Origin of the sequence: Mesorhizobium sp. M8A.F.Ca.ET.207.01.1.1 (assembly GCF_004794715.1) — a bacterium.
Classification (GTDB): Bacteria; Pseudomonadota; Alphaproteobacteria; order Rhizobiales; family Rhizobiaceae; genus Mesorhizobium.
Map to the genome: position 1 here is coordinate 50234 of NZ_SRUS01000002.1, position 15474 is coordinate 65707.

Consider the following 15474-nt stretch of genomic DNA (forward strand, 5'->3'; position numbering starts at 1 on the left):
CTTAGGCCGCGGCAACGGCCGGCTGGCTCCAGCGGGCGGCGAGCAGCCGGTAAGGGATCAGTGCCACGACAGCGATGATCAGTTTCACGCTGAGGTCGCCGAGCGCCCAGGACACCCAACGCATGGCCTCGACATGAAACACGCCCATCAACGGGGCGCTCTCCAGCGCGAAGCTGTCGCTTGGGCCGGCGAAGGCAAAGGCGGCCGAAAAGGCCACGCCGAAGAACACGACGGTGTCGAACACCGATCCGACCAGCGTGCCGACGATCGGCGCCCGCCACCAGCTCTGCCGGCGCAGCCGGTTGAACACGGTGACGTCGAGCAATTGCGCGGTCAGGAAGGCAGCGCCCGAAGCGGCCGCGATACGCACCAGCCGGTCGGCCGACGTCTCGAATTCGATGAAGCCGTGGCGAAACAGGAAGGGTGGGATCAGGATCGAGCACACTACCGCCGTCATGAAGCCGACAAAGACGATGCGGCGCGCCACGGCAGGTCCGTAGCGCCGGTTGGCAAGGTCGGTGACCAGGAAGGAGAAGGGGTAGGTGAACGCGCCCCAGGTCAAAACGTCGGCGAGCGACAGGCCGCCAATCTGGCCCTGCATGGGAAACTGCACGAGGATGTTCGATGCCACGACGACAAGCGCCATGGCGGCCACGAAAGGCAGGTATCGCGAAAAAGAAGACATTTTTTTATCCTGGGTAATGGAACCAGCGGAGCATCATGCCGATCGGGCGGTGCCCGCTTCGCAGTTGGGCATCGGATTGTCGAGCCTTGCGGATCTATCCGATGCTCAGTGGCCAACAAAAGATTGGCCAGAGGCCAACAAGAGGTTGGCCGGGGCGGTCGTCCCCCGCCTTATCTGATGTTACGCAGCGACCTGCTCGGCGAGCTTCTTGGCGATCTGCTTCTTCAGCAGGCGCGCGCGCTGCGACAGTTCCTTGACGTCGGCCTTGGCCAGGAAAGCGTCGAGACCGCCACGATGTTCGACCGAACGCAGCGCGTTGGCTGAGATGCGCAGGCGCACGTTCTGGTTCAGCGCTTCCGAAATCAGCGTCACATTGACGAGGTTCGGCAGGAAGCGACGCTTGGTCTTGTTGTTGGCGTGGCTCACATTGTTGCCGGTCTGGACTGCTTTGGCAGTGAGTTCGCAGGTGCGGGACATGGGTTCTAACCTTCAGTTCTTTCGTGACCTGCCAAACCTTTGTGCCCACGCCGGGTGGCGCGCGGTTCTGGTCAGGCGGCCTTATGGAAAAAGTTGGCGTTCCATAGTTGCATTTCACCGGGGCGTCAAGCTCCGGCTTCGCCACGGAACCGCCCGGCATTTCATATTAAGGCCGGATTTCCCCCTATAAGCGGTCTCATAGGGACATGCCAGACCGGAGTCGCCCGCCTCCGGCCCAAAATCAAGGATCCGATCCGCCATGCCTCGTTTGTCTCACGCGCTCGTCACCGCGCTTGCCATCGCCTTGCCGTCCGCCGCGTCGGCTGCGTCGCCGCAATCCTTCAAGGGCGAATACACGGTGTCGTTCCTGGGGCTCTCGATCGCGAGATCGACTTTCTCCAGCAGCTATCAGAGTGGCGTTTATGCGATCAATGGCACCGTCTCCGCAGCGGGTCTGGCCAAGCTGTTCGACGACACGCGTGGCACAATCTCGTCCAAGGGTACGATCTCCGGGCAGAAAATGGTGCCGCAGGCATTCCGTGCCGATTACACTTCCGGCAAGAAGGCATCCTCGATCGACATTCGCTTTGCCAATGGCAACGTGGCGTCGACGCAGGTCATCCCCGCGCCGGGCAAGCGCGACCCCAAGGCCTGGGTACCGCTCGGTGCCGGCGATCTGGCATCGGTACTCGATCCGATGGCCGCCACCGTCATCCATGCCGACAGCCCCGACCAGGTCTGCGGCCGCAAGGTCAAGTTCTATGATGGTGAGATGCGCGCCGACCTGACGCTGACCTACGCCTCGAAAGGAACGATCTCGGTGCCGGGCTACAAGGGCGACACAGTCACCTGCCAGATGGGTTTCGAGCCGGTGGCAGGCTACCGCAAGGGCCGCAAGGCGCTCAATTATCTCAAGAGCAAGAGCCGCATGATGGTGACGTTTGCACCGCTTGGCCAAACCGGCGTATATGCGCCGATCCACGCTACGGTCGGAACGCAGATCGGCACCTTGACCATCAGCGCCGGACGTTTCGAAGCGGTACAATAAGGCAGGCCACCGGGGACAGAATGGGGCGCGCCACTGGAGACAAAATGGGGCGCGCAACACTGATCGGCTTTTCGGCGGTCGCCATGTGGGCGTTGCTGGCGTTGCTGACGGACGCATCCGGCAAGGTGCCGCCATTCCTGTTGTCGGCGATCACCTTCTCGATCGGCACCGGTGTCGGGCTAGTCGCACGGCTGTTCATGCCGGCTGCCGACAGGGGCCAGAAAATCCCACCCCAGGTGTGGGTGATCGGAATTGCCGGCCTGTTCGGCTACCACTTCTTCTACTTCACAGCGCTGCGCAACGCGCCGGCGGTGGAGGCGAGCCTGATTGCTTATCTCTGGCCACTGCTGATCGTGCTCGGCTCGGCGCTGATGCCGGGCGAAAAACTGGCGTGGCACCATGTCGTCGGCGCGCTGCTCGGCCTTGCCGGCACCGTGCTGATCGTCACCAAGGGTGGCGGCCTGGCCTTCGATGCTCGCTATACCTTCGGCTATGCCATGGCCGCCGTCTGCGCCTTGCTATGGTCGTCCTATTCACTGCTGTCGCGACGTTTCCCGTCGGTGCCGACCAGCATCGTCACCTGGTTCTGCGCGGCAACCGCCGTGCTGTCGCTCGCCTGCCACCTGGCGCTCGAGGAAACAGTGCTGCCGGTCGGCGCCGGCCAGTGGCTGGCCGTGCTCGGCCTTGGCCTGATGCCGGTGGGCGCGGCCTTCTATGCCTGGGACATCGGCGTCAAGCGCGGCAACATCCAGGTGTTGGGTGCGGTAAGCTACGCGGCGCCGCTTTTGTCGACGCTGGTGCTGATCGCGGCTGGCGTCGCCGAGCCTTCGTTGCGCATTCTGGCCGCCTGCGTGCTCATCACCGGCGGCGCGGCGCTGGCGGCAAAGTCGCTGTTTCTGCGCAAGTCCATTGCTATCGAGAGCGGAGCCGGGGCATCCGAAGACGGAGCCAGGGTATCCGAAGGTGGAGCCCGGGCATCCGAAGACGGAGCCAGGGCATGACGATGCCGTTTGCCGGCGGCATCGACGCCAACGCCAATGCAACGCTGATCTTTTCGATGGTGGCGGCGGTGATCTATGCCTTCACATCAGGCATGCCGCCGACGCTGGCCCGCTCGGCGGCAAAGACGCTCTCTGTGGCCATGCTCGCCGCACTCGCCGCAATGCAGGGCGGCCCGCTGCTGCTGGTTGCCGCCCTTGCGCTGAGCGCGATCGGCGACGCCTTCCTGTCGCGCGACGGGGAAAGGGCATTTCTCGGCGGGCTGGCGAGCTTTCTCGTCGCCCACATCGTCTATGTCGCGCTGTTCCAGCGTAGCGGTGGCGGATTGGAGCTGCTTTCCGCCGAATCCTGGCGAGGCGCGATTGCACTGGCCATGGGGGTGTTCGCGATCGTGATGCTGGCAGCGCTCTGGCGCCGTGTCGGCCCCGGCCTGCGTATCCCGATCGCCGTCTATGTCCTTGCGATCCTGGCGATGGGCATGTCGGCGCTGACGACAAACAGTATCTGGGTGATCGGCGGCGCCGTGCTGTTCATGGCATCGGACGGGCTGCTTGCCACGGAGAAATTCCTGGTGGCCGCCATCTCGCCGCATCGCGCCTGGATGCGCGTCGCAGTATGGGTGCTGTATTACGCCGCCCAGCTCGCCATTACCCTGGGTTTCCTGCTCGGTTAGGCTGCCAGCCCGGCTCGGCCAGTTCGAAGGCGGCGAAATCGAAACCCGGCGCGACGGTACAGCCGACCAGCGTCCACTCGCCCAGACTGCGCGCCGATTGCCACCAGCCTGCCGGCACGACGATTTGCGGCCTTTCGCCCGCCGCGAGGTCGATGCCGAGAACCTGCTCGATAACGGCGCCGCCTTCTTCACACATCGACAGCGCCAACGGCGCGCCGGCATGGAAATGCCAGACCTCGGCGGCATCCCTGACCCGATGCCAGGCTGAAAGCTGGTGCCGTTCCAGCAGAAAATAGATTGCGGTCGAATGGCCGCGCGCACCGCCGGCCTCGTCGCGAAAGGTTTCGGCATACCAGCCGCCTTCCGGATGCGGCTTCAGTGCGAGCGTTGCTATGATTTCCGCGGAACTGGTCATCGGCAGGAAGCTCGCATGGCGCTCAGAAATTGTCCTTGCGCTTGCGGATCTCGGCGAAGACCTCGGCATCCCCGGCCCTTTCCATGCCCAGATGCTTGCGGATTGCCGGATCGTGCCAGCGCAGGAAGGGATTGGTCGACAGTTCCTCGCCGATCGTCGTCGGCAGTGTCGGCTTGTTGTCGACCCGCAGCGCCTCGATCCGCGCGGCGCGTTCCTTCAACGCCGAATTGGTGGGGTCGACGCTCAGCGCGAAACGGGCATTGGCGAGCGTGTATTCGTGGCCGCAATAGATTGTCGTCTCGGCCGGAAGGGCTGCGAGCTTCTTCAGCGATTCGTACATGACCGGCGGCTTGCATTCGAACAGCCGCCCGCAACCCAGCGCGAACAGCGTATCCGCGGTGAACGCGACTTTCGCTGCCGGCAGATGGTAGGAGACATGGCCGGCGGTATGCCCGGGCGTGGCGATCACCTCGATGCGCTCATCGCCGAGATGAAGGACGGAGCCTTCTTCGACCGTTTCGTCGATGCCGGGGATTTTCGCCTTCTCCGCCTCCGGGCCGACGATGCGCAGCTTGAAGCGCTCCTTCAGCGCCAGGTTGGCCTCGACGTGATCCATATGATGATGCGTGGTCAGGATCATCGTCGGCGTCCAGCCGGTGCGCTTGATGGCGGCCAGGATCGGCGCTTCCTCGGGCGCGTCGATGATCGCGGTCTGGCCGCTATTGGGATCATGCACTAAGACGCCGAAATTGTCGGTGCGGCACATGAACTGTTCGATTTCGACCGGCATCGCGTCTCTCCATTAGAGCGCCGTGCGTCCAGCTGGACGCACAAGGACGCTCTAACATTTTTTTGCTGCTGCATCGTGCTTTCCGAAATCGAAACCGATTTCGGGCCGATGCAGTACCGCCGCAGACATAGGGCGCCGCTTCGTGAATGTCATCCCGGGTGACAAAGCGAATAGTCATCCCGGGATGTCAAAATGACGTCCGCCGCGCCGACCACTTGGGCCTTTTGTTGAATCCGGCTGATATCACGGCTACATCCCTGACATGCATTCCGACATCGTCGACCTTCGCTCCTTCTATTCGACAACGCTCGGCCGGTTCGCCGAGCGCTCGATCACCATGGCGCTGTCGTCGATATGGGCCGCGGTGCCCAATGAGCGGCTGCTCGGCCTCGGCTATACCTTGCCCTGGCTGGAGCGCTTCGGCTCCGATGCCGAGCGGGTCTTCGCCTTCATGCCGGCGACACAGGGCGCCGTGGTCTGGCCGGCGACCGGGCCGACGGCAACGGCACTGGTCTTCGACGAGGAGCTGCCGCTGGTCGATTCCTGCATCGACCGCATGCTGCTCGTCCATTCGCTCGAACATGTCGAGAACCCGCGCGAAACGCTGAACGAGATCTGGCGGGTCCTGTCGCCGGCGGGGCGCGTCGTCATCGTGGTACCCAACCGGCGCGGTGTCTGGGCGCGCTTCGAGCATACGCCGTTCGGCAACGGGCGGCCGTTCTCACGGGGGCAGCTCACCGAACTGCTGCGCGAGGCGAATTTCACGCCGGCCGCCTGGTCCGATGCCCTGTTCTTCCCGCCATCGCGGCGGCACTTCATGATGCGCTTCCACAATGTGCTGGAGCGTGCCGGCCGGCGGCTGTGGCCGATCTTCTCCGGCGTCATCGTGGTGGAAGCGCAGAAGCGGCTTTATCAAGGCGTGCCGGTGGCCCAGCGCGCATCTCGCCGCGTCTTCATGCCGGTGCTGTCGCCGCATGGCGCGACGCGGCTCGGCCGCCGGGCCGAGGGAAGGGGTGCAGCATCGTCGGCTCGGCAAGTGACACCTTCGTGATCGCAATGGAAACTTGCATCGCGCGGCATGTTTCCGACCTATCTGTCGTGCTGGGCTCGCGGAGTGCTTGAGGGCTGCCGCCGTCGGCTCTCTTCATCCGGTTTCAGCTTCGCTACTGAATGCAAGGATCTCGGCCATGGCTGATCAACTGGACAATCAGGCCACCGTTCAACCGGTCGCCGTGGCCAGCAGCCTGCGCGATCAGGTGGCGACGATCAAACGGGCGCTGATCGGATCGCCGGTTCGCAAATGGTTGCTGTGGACGTCGGCCGGCATCATGGCCGTCATCGTCGCGACGTCGATCGGCCAGGTTCTGCTCAATCGCTGGAACCAACCCTTTTACGATGCGCTCGCGCGCCGCGACATGGCCGCCTTCCTGCATCAGCTTCTCGTCTTTGCCATGATCGCGGGCGGACTGCTGGTGCTCAACATCGGCCAGACATGGCTCAACCAGATGATCCGGCTGAAGCTGCGCGAGGCGCTGACGCTGGATTTGATCGACCAGTGGATGCGGCCGGCGCGTGCTTTCCGGCTGGCCAATGCCGGCGCCATCGGCGTCAATCCCGACCAGCGCATGCAGCAGGATGCCGCGCATCTGTCGGACCTGTCGACCGATCTTGGTGTCGGCCTGCTGCAGTCGTTCATCCTGCTCGTGTCTTTCGTCGGCGTGCTGTGGGAGCTGTCCTCGGGCTTTGTGTTCCACATTGGTGGTTTGTCGCTGGCGATACCGGGCTACATGGTCTGGGCGGCGTTCCTCTATGCCGGCACCGCCTCCTGGCTGAGCTGGCTGGTCGGCCGGCCGCTCATCCGTCTCAACAGCGACCGCTATACGCGCGAAGCGGAGCTGCGCTCCTCGATGGTGCGCGTCAACGAGAACGTCGATGCCATCGCGCTGTACCGGGGCGAGGATGACGCCAGGCGACGGCTCGAACTCGACCTTGGCACGGTGCTGGGTGCCATGCGGCGCATCTACACCGCCCAGATCAACCTGTCCTGGGTAACCGACACCTATGGCTGGATCACCGTCGTGGCCCCGATCCTGGTTGCCTCGCCGGTCTATTTCTCGGGCGATATCAGCTTCGGCGGGCTGATGATGGCGGTCGGCGCCTTCAACCAGGTGCATTCATCGTTGCGCTGGTTCATCAACAACATCGGCAGCATCGCCGACTGGCGTGCCACGCTGATGCGTGTCGCCGACTTCCGCATCGCGCTCGATGAAACCGATGTGCTGCACGACAAGGAGAAGCGTATCTCCTTCGATGAAAACGCCAATGGCAGCCTGACGTTCGAGAAACTCCAGGTGGCCTCGCCGGAGGGTTGTACGAAGCTCTCCGACCAGCATGTCGAAATCCATGTCGGCGAGCGCGTGATGATCACCGGCGAGCCCGGCGCCGGCAAGACGCTGTTCTTCCGCGCCATTGCCGGCCTGTGGCCATGGGGGGGCGGAAAGATCGGCATGCCGGCGGGAGAAGCCCCCATCTTCGTGCCTCGTGTCCCTTACTTCCCCGCCGGTACGCTGCGCGAGGTGCTCGACCATCCCTATGGTGTCGCTCCGGCAAGCGATGCCGATATTTCGGCGGTGCTTGCCGAAGTCGGCCTCGATCGGCTGTCATCCTCGCTCGACCGGTCGGCCCGCTGGGAGCGTGAGTTGGGCGATGACGAACAGCGATCGCTCGCCTTCGCCAGGCTTGCCTTGCGGAAGCCGAAATGGGTGATCATCGATGAAGCGATGGATGCGTTCGACGGCCCGTCGCTGAGGCGTGTGCTGTCGCTCATGGATAAGCATCTGAAAGGTGCCGCGATCATCAATATCGGGCGCGGCCTGCACAACAATCAGTTCTTCCCGCGTTCCCTGACGATCGTGAAGGATACCGGCGTGCCCCCGCTGAAACCCGCCCGTGTCAGGGCGGGCGCCATCGAACCGCCGCCAGTCGCCGCTCGGCGCAAGACATAGAACGGCCGGCATTCGGACCGGGCGGCCACGCCTGCCACAAGCTTTATTTCGCCGTGATCGCGAGCGAATGTCGCGATCGAAACATCGCTCGTGCTGGCCATGCTTGAGATAATGAGCCTGCTTGCCTGCCTGGCTTGCGCCGAGGCCGCCCCGGTTCCTTCGGCGCCAAATACGCTGGCTGTCGACGTCGAACTGGTGCTGGCGGTCGATATCTCGCTGTCGATGGACGAGACCGAGTTCGCCCTTCAACGCGCCGGCTATGTCGAGGCGCTGCGGCACGCCGATTTCATCCAGGCGGTCCGTTCCGGCCATACTGGGCGCATTGCGCTCGCCTATTTCGAGTGGGCCGGCACGGTGCGCGATGACGCGGTCATCGGCTGGCAGATCATCGACAGTGCGCAGAGCGCCAACAGCTTTGCCGACAAGCTTGCGGCCCGCCCTTTCCGGAGTTTCCGCGGTACCTCGATTTCAAGCGCGCTTGCTTTCGGCGCCGAGCTTTTCGACGGCACCAATTTCGCGAGCGAACGCAGCGTCATCGACGTATCTGGCGACGGCCCCAACAATATCGGGCCGCCGGTCACTGTGACGCGCGATGCGGCCATTGCCAAGGGCATCGTCATCAACGGCCTGCCGATCCTGATCAAGCCATCACCGACCTTCAGCCATCTCGATCAGTATTATGCGCAGTGCGTGACCGGCGGACCTGGTTCCTTCGTGCTGCCGATCCATGCGGCCGCCGAATTCTCAACGGCGATCCGGCGCAAGCTGATTCTCGAAGTCAGCGGCATTCAGGACAAGCCCGAAATCATGCCCGCCGAGATGGACGCGCCGATCGACTGCCTTCTGGGAGAACGGGACAGGCGGTTCCTGTCGGATCCCTATTTCCCGGAACTGGACCGATAGGCCTGGCCGTGGGCCAGGCAGGCCCCCGCAACGCGCCGTACTCGATCGCTGCGCTGCCGCCAGGTCAGGCCGGTGGAATTCCAAACTTCCCGCGAACCTCGTCGTAGAGGCCGCGCCGCCAGCGGCGGCCGTAGAGATAACCGGTGATCAGTTCCGGCAATGAATAACCAAGCGCGTCGGACGAGCGGTTGGCCATGTATCCAGCAAATGCCTGTGGTATCCGCCCCCGGAGAATATCGGCGATGATCTGCCGCGTGATCATAAAGGGTGGGACATGGGGGTAAGAGCGAGCGATGTGCGGGTGCTTACTCATCAGGATCGCATAGGCTTCGACATAGCCGTCCCGGCGGCCCGAAATCGAGTTCTGCGAATTGTGCTTCGTCCAGTCGATATCTTCCGATAATTGCGCGCCGAAGCGCTGTGCGAAGCGCAGCAGAAGCTCCCGGTCCTGCATCCGGGGAATGTCGCTGTCATAGCCGCCGATGGCCAGCAAGGCTTCCCGCCTCGCCGTTATCGCCGACCCGGCGATGAAGGCCGTCTGCGCAACCACCGCCCGCTCCAGCATCGCCGGATTGAGGAAAGCACCGCGGTTGACGCAGGCGGTGCCACGGCCAGCCTTCACCGAGACATATGAGGAGAGCAGGACTTCGAGCGCCGGATTGTCGTCGAACCATGCCAGCGTCCGTTCGAGCCGGTGTGGCAGGAAGAGATCGTCCGAATCAAGAAAAGTCACCACGGGCGCCCTCGCCAGCTCGATGCCGGCATTCCTGGCGGCATTGGCGCCGCGCCATTTCGCGCCGACATAGATCAGCCGAGGGTCGCGAATGCGCGCAAGCGCCGCTTCCGTCCCGTCGGTCGAGCCATCGTCGACGACGATATGCTCAAACCGCGCCATGCTCTGAGAAAGCACGCTTTCCACCGCGCGGAGCACCGTTTGGCGCCGGTTGTGAGTCGGGGTGATGACCGTGATGAGGGGCAAATGCTCCACGTCAGCTGTTTCCAGCGCGAAAATGCACTTTCCGATAGCTCTTCAGGATGGTTGAATGGATCGGACTTCCCCCTGGCTGGCCCTCATCGGGATTAAGTGCGACGCTACAAAAAACAACCTGTTATGTCACCCATTGTGCCGTCGTTCTGACGACAAGGGAATGGTGAATTCCGGCGACTAGCGCTTCAACCGCAACACTTTTGCCACCGCTGAAATTGGCGGAGGCTCTTGGCGGTTGCGTCCATGTGGTGTTGGCCGACGGCGTGGAACATCCGCACAAGCCCACGGATGTCCTCGCATAGGAGGCCGACGGCGGCCTTATCGCTTCAACAAAAACACCGCCTGCTGGCCAAAGAAATTCCAGAACCACCAGGGCATCGACAGGCCGATCTTCTGGCCGTTGGCGTCGAGCGCGGTCGCCTTTTCCACCGTCGCGCCAAGCTCCTCGCACAGATTGACGAAGTCGCGGATGGTGCAGAAGTGGATGTTGGGCGTGTCGTACCAGGAGTAGGGCAGATCCTTGGTCACCGGCATGCGGCCCTTGACGAACAGCGACAGGCGCACCCGCCAATGGCCGAAATTGGGGAAGGACACGATCGCCCGATTGCCGATCCGGAGCAGTTCGTCGAGCACCAGCTTCGGGTTGCGGGTGGCCTGCAGGGTCTGCGACAGGACGACGAAGTCAAAACCCTTGTCGGGATAGAATTCGAGATCCTTGTCGGCATCGCCCTGGATGACCGAGAGGCCGCGCGCCACGCATTCGTTGACGCCGCGCTGCGAAAGCTCAAGGCCGCGACCGTCGACCTGCTTGGTTTCCTGCAGCAATTCGAGCAGCGAGCCGTCGCCGGAGCCTACGTCAAGCACGCGCGATTGCGGCGGGATGAGGTTGGCGACGACCTCAAGGTCGACACGCTGGCTGCCATTGACGCTCATGGCTTCGCCTCCTGAGTGGCGCATGACGATGGTCCGAAAAGTCCGCAACGTTTCGGGGTCATGCGCCGAGCCCCCTGGCGCGCGCGGCCGAACCGATAAAGCCGTTGATGGCGGCAAACAGTTCCGGCTCGTCGAGCAGGAAGGCGTCGTGGCCGCGGTCGGTCTCGATCTCGACGAAGGAAACCGAGGCGCCGGCGGCGTTGAGCGCGTGCACGATCGAGCGGCTCTCTTCGGTCGGGAACAGCCAATCCGACGTGAAGGACACCAGGCAGAAGCGGGTCTTGGTGCCGGCAAAGGCGTCCGCCAGCCGGCCGCCATGGTCGGCGGCAAGGTCGAAATAATCCATCGACCGTGTCATGTAGAGGTAGGAGTTGGCGTCGAAGCGGTCGACGAAGGTCATGCCCTGGTGGCGCAGATAGCTCTCGATTTGGAAATCGGCATCGAAGCCGAAGGTCAGCGCTTCGCGGTCCTGCAGGTTGCGGCCGAATTTGCGGTGCAGGGCGGCTTCCGACAGATAGGTGATGTGGGCGGCCATGCGCGCCACCGCCAACCCCTTTTCCGGGCGCTTGCCGTGCTCGAAATATTTGCCGCCATGCCAGTCCGGATCGGCCATCACGGCCTGCCGCCCGACCTCGTGGAAGGCGATGTTCTGTGACGAATGGCGCGCGCCGGTGGCAATCGGCAGTGCCGAGAACACCCGCTCGGGATAGCTCGACGCCCATTGCAGCACCTGCATGCCGCCCATCGAGCCGCCCAGCACGCAGAACAGCTTCTCGATGCCGAAATGGTCGACCAGCATCTGCTGCGCACGCACCATGTCGCGGATGGTGATGACAGGGAGGTCGAGCCCATAGGGCTTTCCCGTGGCGGGGTTGGTCGAAGCCGGCCCGGTGGAACCAAGGCAGCCGCCGATAACGTTGGAACAGATGACGAAGAAACGGTTGGTGTCGATGATCTTGCCGGGGCCGATCAGCACTTCCCACCAGCCTGGCTTGCCGGTCACCGGATTGGTGTTGGCGACATGCTGGTCGCCGGTCAGTGCATGGCAGACGAGGATGGCATTGGAACGGGCATCGTTCAGAACGCCATAGGTCTGATAGGCGATCTGGAACGGCGACAGCACCGTGCCGGCATCGAGCTTGAGCGGCTTGTCGGGTCCGAAACGCAACACCAGGCTCGACGGATTGTCGACCTCGTTGTTGGTCCTTGCTGCGCGCAGAGCGGCCATTCCTAATCTCTCTTGCTGCATCGTTTCTTGCGAAAATCTCCGCTGATTTTCGCGGCGCCGATGCGGTCGTCCGGGCCGGTAGCGGACAATAAAAAACCGGCATTGCCTTCGCAAAGCCGGTTACGTCACGCAAACGGCCCTTTAGCGAATTGTTTAACGTGGCTGCAAGCCGACCGGCCAAATCACCACGGAACTGTCACCGCACTTCTAGAACCCGCCCGCCTCGCCGTCAATGGCGGCGGCTGGCACTAGTGCCGCCTCTCGACATTGCCGGCCATGGCTTGTATTTCCGCAGCGGCTTCCGGATGGAGGCATTTTCGACGGATTTTGCAAGACATGAACAAGACACCGGATCAGGCACGTCCAACCCCCCGCGCGGGCATCATGGACATAGACGCCTATGTGCCCGGCAAGAGCACGGCGCCGGCCGGTGTCGCCAAGGTCTACAAGCTGTCGTCGAACGAGAACCCGCTTGGGCCGTCGCCGAAGGCGATCGAGGCCGCGCGTGAGGTTGCCGCAAAACTCGACATCTATCCCGACGGCACCGCCAAACGGTTGCGGGAGGCGATCGCCGAGGTGCATGGCCTCAACGCGCAGAACATCATCTGTTCCAACGGTTCCGACGAGATCCTTGGCCTGTTGGCACAGACCTATCTCGCGCCCGGCGACGAGGCCATGTTCACCGAACACGCCTTCATGGTCTACAAGATCTACATCCAGTCGGCCGGCGCCACCCCGGTCGTGGTCAAGGAGACCGACGAGCGCGCCGACATCGATGCGATGCTGGCGGCTGTGACGCCGCGCACGAAAATCGTGTTCCTGGCCAATCCCAACAATCCGACCGGCACCTATGTGCCGTTCCAGGAGGTGCGTCGCCTGCATGCCGGACTGCCGAAAAACGTGCTGCTGGTGCTCGACGCGGCCTATGCCGAATATGTCCGCCGCAACGATTACGAAGCCGGCATCGAGCTGGCCGGCAGCGCCGAGAACGTGGTGATGACCCGCACCTTCTCCAAGATCGGCCTCGGCGGAGCGCGTATCGGCTGGATGTATGGTCCGATGCACATTGTCGATGCGATCAACCGTGTGCGCGGCCCCTTCAACGTCAATGCGACGGCGATCGAGGCCGGCATCGCCGCGATCCGCGACCGCGCCCATGTCGAGCGCAGCGTGGCGCATAACGAGACCTGGCTCGCCTGGCTGAGCGAGGAGATGACTGGACTCGGGCTGCGCGTGACGCCCAGCGTCGGCAATTTCCTGCTCATTCATTTTCCCGACGACCAGAGGCATTCGGCGGCTGCGGCGGATGATTATCTGAGCGCGCGCGGCTATATTCTGCGGCGCGTTTCAGGCTACGGCTTTCCCAACGCGCTGCGAATGACCGTCGGTACCGAAGAGGCCAATCGCGGCGTTGTCGCCGCGCTCAAGACATTCCTGAAAAGCTAGAACGCCTGAAAAGTTACACACCATGGCATCACCGATGTTCGAAAAAATCGCGCTGGTCGGCATCGGCCTGATCGGCTCGTCGCTGGCCCGCGTCATTCGCCGCGAAGGCCTGGCTCGCCATGTCGCGATCTCGACGCGCAGTGTGGCAACGCTCAAGCGAGCCGAGGAACTGGGACTAGGCGATTCCTACACCACCGATTCCAGGGAAGCTGTGCGTGATGCCGATCTGGTCATCGTCTCGGTGCCGGTGGGCTCATCCGGTGCGGTGGCGCAGGAGATTGCGCCGGCGCTAAAAAAAGGTGCGATCCTCACCGATGTCGGCTCGACCAAGGCCTCAGTCATCGCGCAGATGCAGCCGCATGTGCCTGAGGGCGTCCATTTCATTCCCGGCCATCCGCTGGCGGGTACCGAAAAATCCGGCCCGGATGCCGGATTTGCCGACCTGTTCGACAATCGCTGGTGCATCTTCACGCCGGTGCCGGGCACCGATCCGGAGGCGCTGGAACGGCTGTCGGAATTCTGGCGCCGCTGCGGCGCCAACATCGACACGATGGATCCGCAGCATCACGACATGACGCTGGCCATCGTCTCGCATCTGCCGCACATCATCGCCTACAACATCGTCGGCACCGCCGACGACCTGGAATCGGTGACCAAGACGGAAGTGATCAAATATTCCGCCTCCGGCTTTCGCGATTTCACGCGTCTGGCCGCCTCCGATCCGACCATGTGGCGGGACGTGTGCCTGCACAACAAGGATGCCATCCTGGAAATGCTGGCGCGCTTCTCGGAAGATCTGGCGTTCCTGCAGCGCGCGATCCGCTGGGGCGATGGCGACAAACTCTTCGACCTGTTCACCCGCACCCGCGCCGTGCGCCGCTCGATCATCGAGGCGGGCCAGGATATCGACGCGCCGGACTTTGGCCGCCAGGCGGTCGAGCATCCGGCAAAGAGCTAAGCTGTTTCAGGCCAGGTCGCTGCCATCATGGCGAGCGTTTCCGCCCGATCTGGCGCGCCCAGCCTGCCGCCGAAGCGCAGGCATTTGAGCGCGGCGGCGGCACTCGCAAAGCGCAGTGCGTGCTCGATCGCCATGGCTTCCGCCAGCCCAACGGCAAAGGCGCCATGAAAGACATCGCCGGCGGCCAGCGTGTCGACCGCCTTGATCCTCGGCGCCTCGACATGGCGGGATGATCCGGCGCTTCGATCGAACCACCAGGTACCCGCCGCGCCGCCGGTGACCGCGACGAAGGCGTCGGTGCTGGAGGCGAGATCCTCGCAAGCGGTCTCCAGATCCAACGCGTGGCCGCAGATGATACGCACTGCCGGTTCGGAGGCGACGATGTGCGAGGCCAGCGGCAACAGTTGCTCCAGCACCGCCAGCGGCGCGGTATCGGCATCGAGGATAGCCGGCCTGCCCGCGGCGCGCGCCGCGTTCAGGGCAAGTGCCGCTGCACCCGGCCAGCGCACGTCGGCCAGCACGGCATCGAACGCCGTGATGTCGGGAAACGGCAAGGCTTCGGGATCAGCCTGCGCGCGCGTGTCGTAGAACGGCACGATGATACGCTCGCCATGCGCATCGACCAGGATCGAGGCCAGCGCCGAGCGTGCGCCGCTGACGCGGCGCACATGGCTGCAATCGACGCCCTCGGCCTCGATTCCAGCGATCAGCTGATCGCCGACAGGATCGTCGCCAGCACTCGCCCATAGCGATATCTCGGCGCCGAGACGACGTGCGGCACAGGCCGCGCTCGTGGCCATGCCCGAGGCGATCTGGACGCCGTCCGAGGCGATGAATTTTCCCTGATGCGTCGGAAGCGACTCGACGCGCAGGATGGTGTCCAGCGTCAGCGCTCCAACACTCAAGAGCCTCACGGGTCTTGCCAT

Annotated in this window: 16 protein-coding genes and 1 riboswitch; of the genes, 8 read left to right on the forward strand and 8 right to left on the reverse strand. The window is 63.5% G+C overall.

The window, feature by feature from the left end; all coding sequences use genetic code 11:
* Position 1 precedes the first annotated feature (1 nt).
* Both EN850_RS05095 and rpmB read right to left on the reverse strand, forming a co-directional pair.
* A complete protein-coding gene (locus tag EN850_RS05095) occupies positions 2-685 on the reverse strand; it encodes a queuosine precursor transporter (protein ID WP_135932987.1) in 684 nt (227 codons plus the stop codon).
* A gap of 180 nt (positions 686-865) precedes the next feature.
* The gene (gene rpmB, locus EN850_RS05100; RefSeq protein WP_010911765.1) at positions 866-1162 is read right to left on the reverse strand and encodes a 50S ribosomal protein L28; all 297 of its coding nucleotides are present in this window, start codon (positions 1160-1162) and stop codon (positions 866-868) included.
* Positions 1163-1421: 259 nt separating this feature from the next.
* Between rpmB and EN850_RS05105 the strand changes: the two genes are divergently transcribed.
* From EN850_RS05105 to EN850_RS05115, 3 genes are read left to right on the forward strand one after another with little or no spacing between them, the layout of a single operon-like run.
* Entirely contained in the window at positions 1422-2210 is a 789-nt protein-coding gene (locus EN850_RS05105) for a DUF3108 domain-containing protein (RefSeq protein WP_127276009.1), read from the forward strand.
* A 44-nt stretch (positions 2211-2254) separates the two neighbouring features.
* A complete protein-coding gene (locus EN850_RS05110; RefSeq protein ID WP_135929463.1) occupies positions 2255-3211 on the forward strand; it encodes an EamA family transporter in 957 nt (318 codons plus the stop codon).
* On the forward strand, positions 3208-3882 hold the full coding sequence (locus EN850_RS05115; RefSeq protein ID WP_136090760.1) for a lysoplasmalogenase: 675 nt from the start codon (positions 3208-3210) through the stop codon (positions 3880-3882). The genes EN850_RS05110 and EN850_RS05115 overlap by 4 nt, the downstream gene beginning before the upstream one ends.
* Here the strand turns inward: EN850_RS05115 and EN850_RS05120 are convergent.
* Positions 3857-4297, reverse strand: a complete 441-nt coding sequence (locus tag EN850_RS05120; protein ID WP_136090761.1) for a cupin domain-containing protein — start codon at positions 4295-4297, stop codon at positions 3857-3859. The genes EN850_RS05115 and EN850_RS05120 overlap by 26 nt on opposite strands.
* Positions 4298-4319: 22 nt before the next feature.
* Positions 4320-5087 carry a hydroxyacylglutathione hydrolase gene (gloB, locus tag EN850_RS05125; RefSeq protein ID WP_136090762.1) on the reverse strand — a complete coding sequence of 256 codons (768 nt, stop codon included), beginning with the start codon at positions 5085-5087 and terminating at the stop codon, positions 4320-4322.
* A gap of 262 nt (positions 5088-5349) precedes the next feature.
* On the opposite strand from gloB, the gene EN850_RS05130 reads away from it, so the two are divergent.
* From EN850_RS05130 to EN850_RS05140, 3 genes are all read left to right on the forward strand, one after another.
* Complete coding sequence (locus tag EN850_RS05130) at positions 5350-6138, forward strand: methyltransferase domain-containing protein (RefSeq protein WP_136090763.1); 789 nt, start codon at positions 5350-5352, stop codon at positions 6136-6138.
* A 136-nt stretch (positions 6139-6274) separates the two neighbouring features.
* A complete protein-coding gene (locus EN850_RS05135) occupies positions 6275-8092 on the forward strand; it encodes an ABC transporter ATP-binding protein/permease (RefSeq protein WP_135920163.1) in 1818 nt (605 codons plus the stop codon).
* 99 nt (positions 8093-8191) lie between these two features.
* Positions 8192-8995: a DUF1194 domain-containing protein gene (locus EN850_RS05140; RefSeq protein WP_136090764.1), complete on the forward strand. Its 804-nt coding sequence runs from the start codon at positions 8192-8194 to the stop codon at positions 8993-8995.
* 64 nt (positions 8996-9059) lie between these two features.
* On the opposite strand, the gene EN850_RS05145 is transcribed toward EN850_RS05140, so the two are convergent.
* The 3 genes from EN850_RS05145 to EN850_RS05155 all read right to left on the reverse strand — a co-directional run bounded on the left by EN850_RS05145 (position 9060) and on the right by EN850_RS05155 (position 12144).
* Positions 9060-9983: a glycosyltransferase family A protein gene (locus EN850_RS05145; protein ID WP_136090765.1), complete on the reverse strand. Its 924-nt coding sequence runs from the start codon at positions 9981-9983 to the stop codon at positions 9060-9062.
* Between the two features lie 318 nt (positions 9984-10301).
* Positions 10302-10916 carry a methionine biosynthesis protein MetW gene (gene metW, locus EN850_RS05150; protein ID WP_027143503.1) on the reverse strand — a complete coding sequence of 205 codons (615 nt, stop codon included), beginning with the start codon at positions 10914-10916 and terminating at the stop codon, positions 10302-10304.
* A gap of 58 nt (positions 10917-10974) precedes the next feature.
* Complete coding sequence (locus EN850_RS05155) at positions 10975-12144, reverse strand: homoserine O-acetyltransferase (protein WP_127872217.1); 1170 nt, start codon at positions 12142-12144, stop codon at positions 10975-10977.
* A 121-nt stretch (positions 12145-12265) separates the two neighbouring features.
* A riboswitch (SAM riboswitch) is annotated at positions 12266-12343 on the reverse strand.
* A 137-nt stretch (positions 12344-12480) separates the two neighbouring features.
* Between EN850_RS05155 and hisC the strand changes: the two genes are divergently transcribed.
* Both hisC and EN850_RS05165 read left to right on the forward strand, forming a co-directional pair.
* Positions 12481-13590, forward strand: coding sequence for a histidinol-phosphate transaminase (gene hisC, locus EN850_RS05160; protein WP_136090766.1), 1110 nt, complete (start codon positions 12481-12483; stop codon positions 13588-13590).
* Between the two features lie 22 nt (positions 13591-13612).
* Positions 13613-14548 carry a prephenate/arogenate dehydrogenase family protein gene (locus EN850_RS05165; RefSeq protein ID WP_189343785.1) on the forward strand — a complete coding sequence of 312 codons (936 nt, stop codon included), beginning with the start codon at positions 13613-13615 and terminating at the stop codon, positions 14546-14548.
* Here EN850_RS05165 and EN850_RS05170 read toward each other — a convergent pair.
* Positions 14545-15474 carry a sugar kinase gene (locus tag EN850_RS05170; RefSeq protein WP_127278634.1) on the reverse strand — a complete coding sequence of 310 codons (930 nt, stop codon included), beginning with the start codon at positions 15472-15474 and terminating at the stop codon, positions 14545-14547. The two genes, EN850_RS05165 and EN850_RS05170, sit on opposite strands and share 4 nt — an antisense overlap.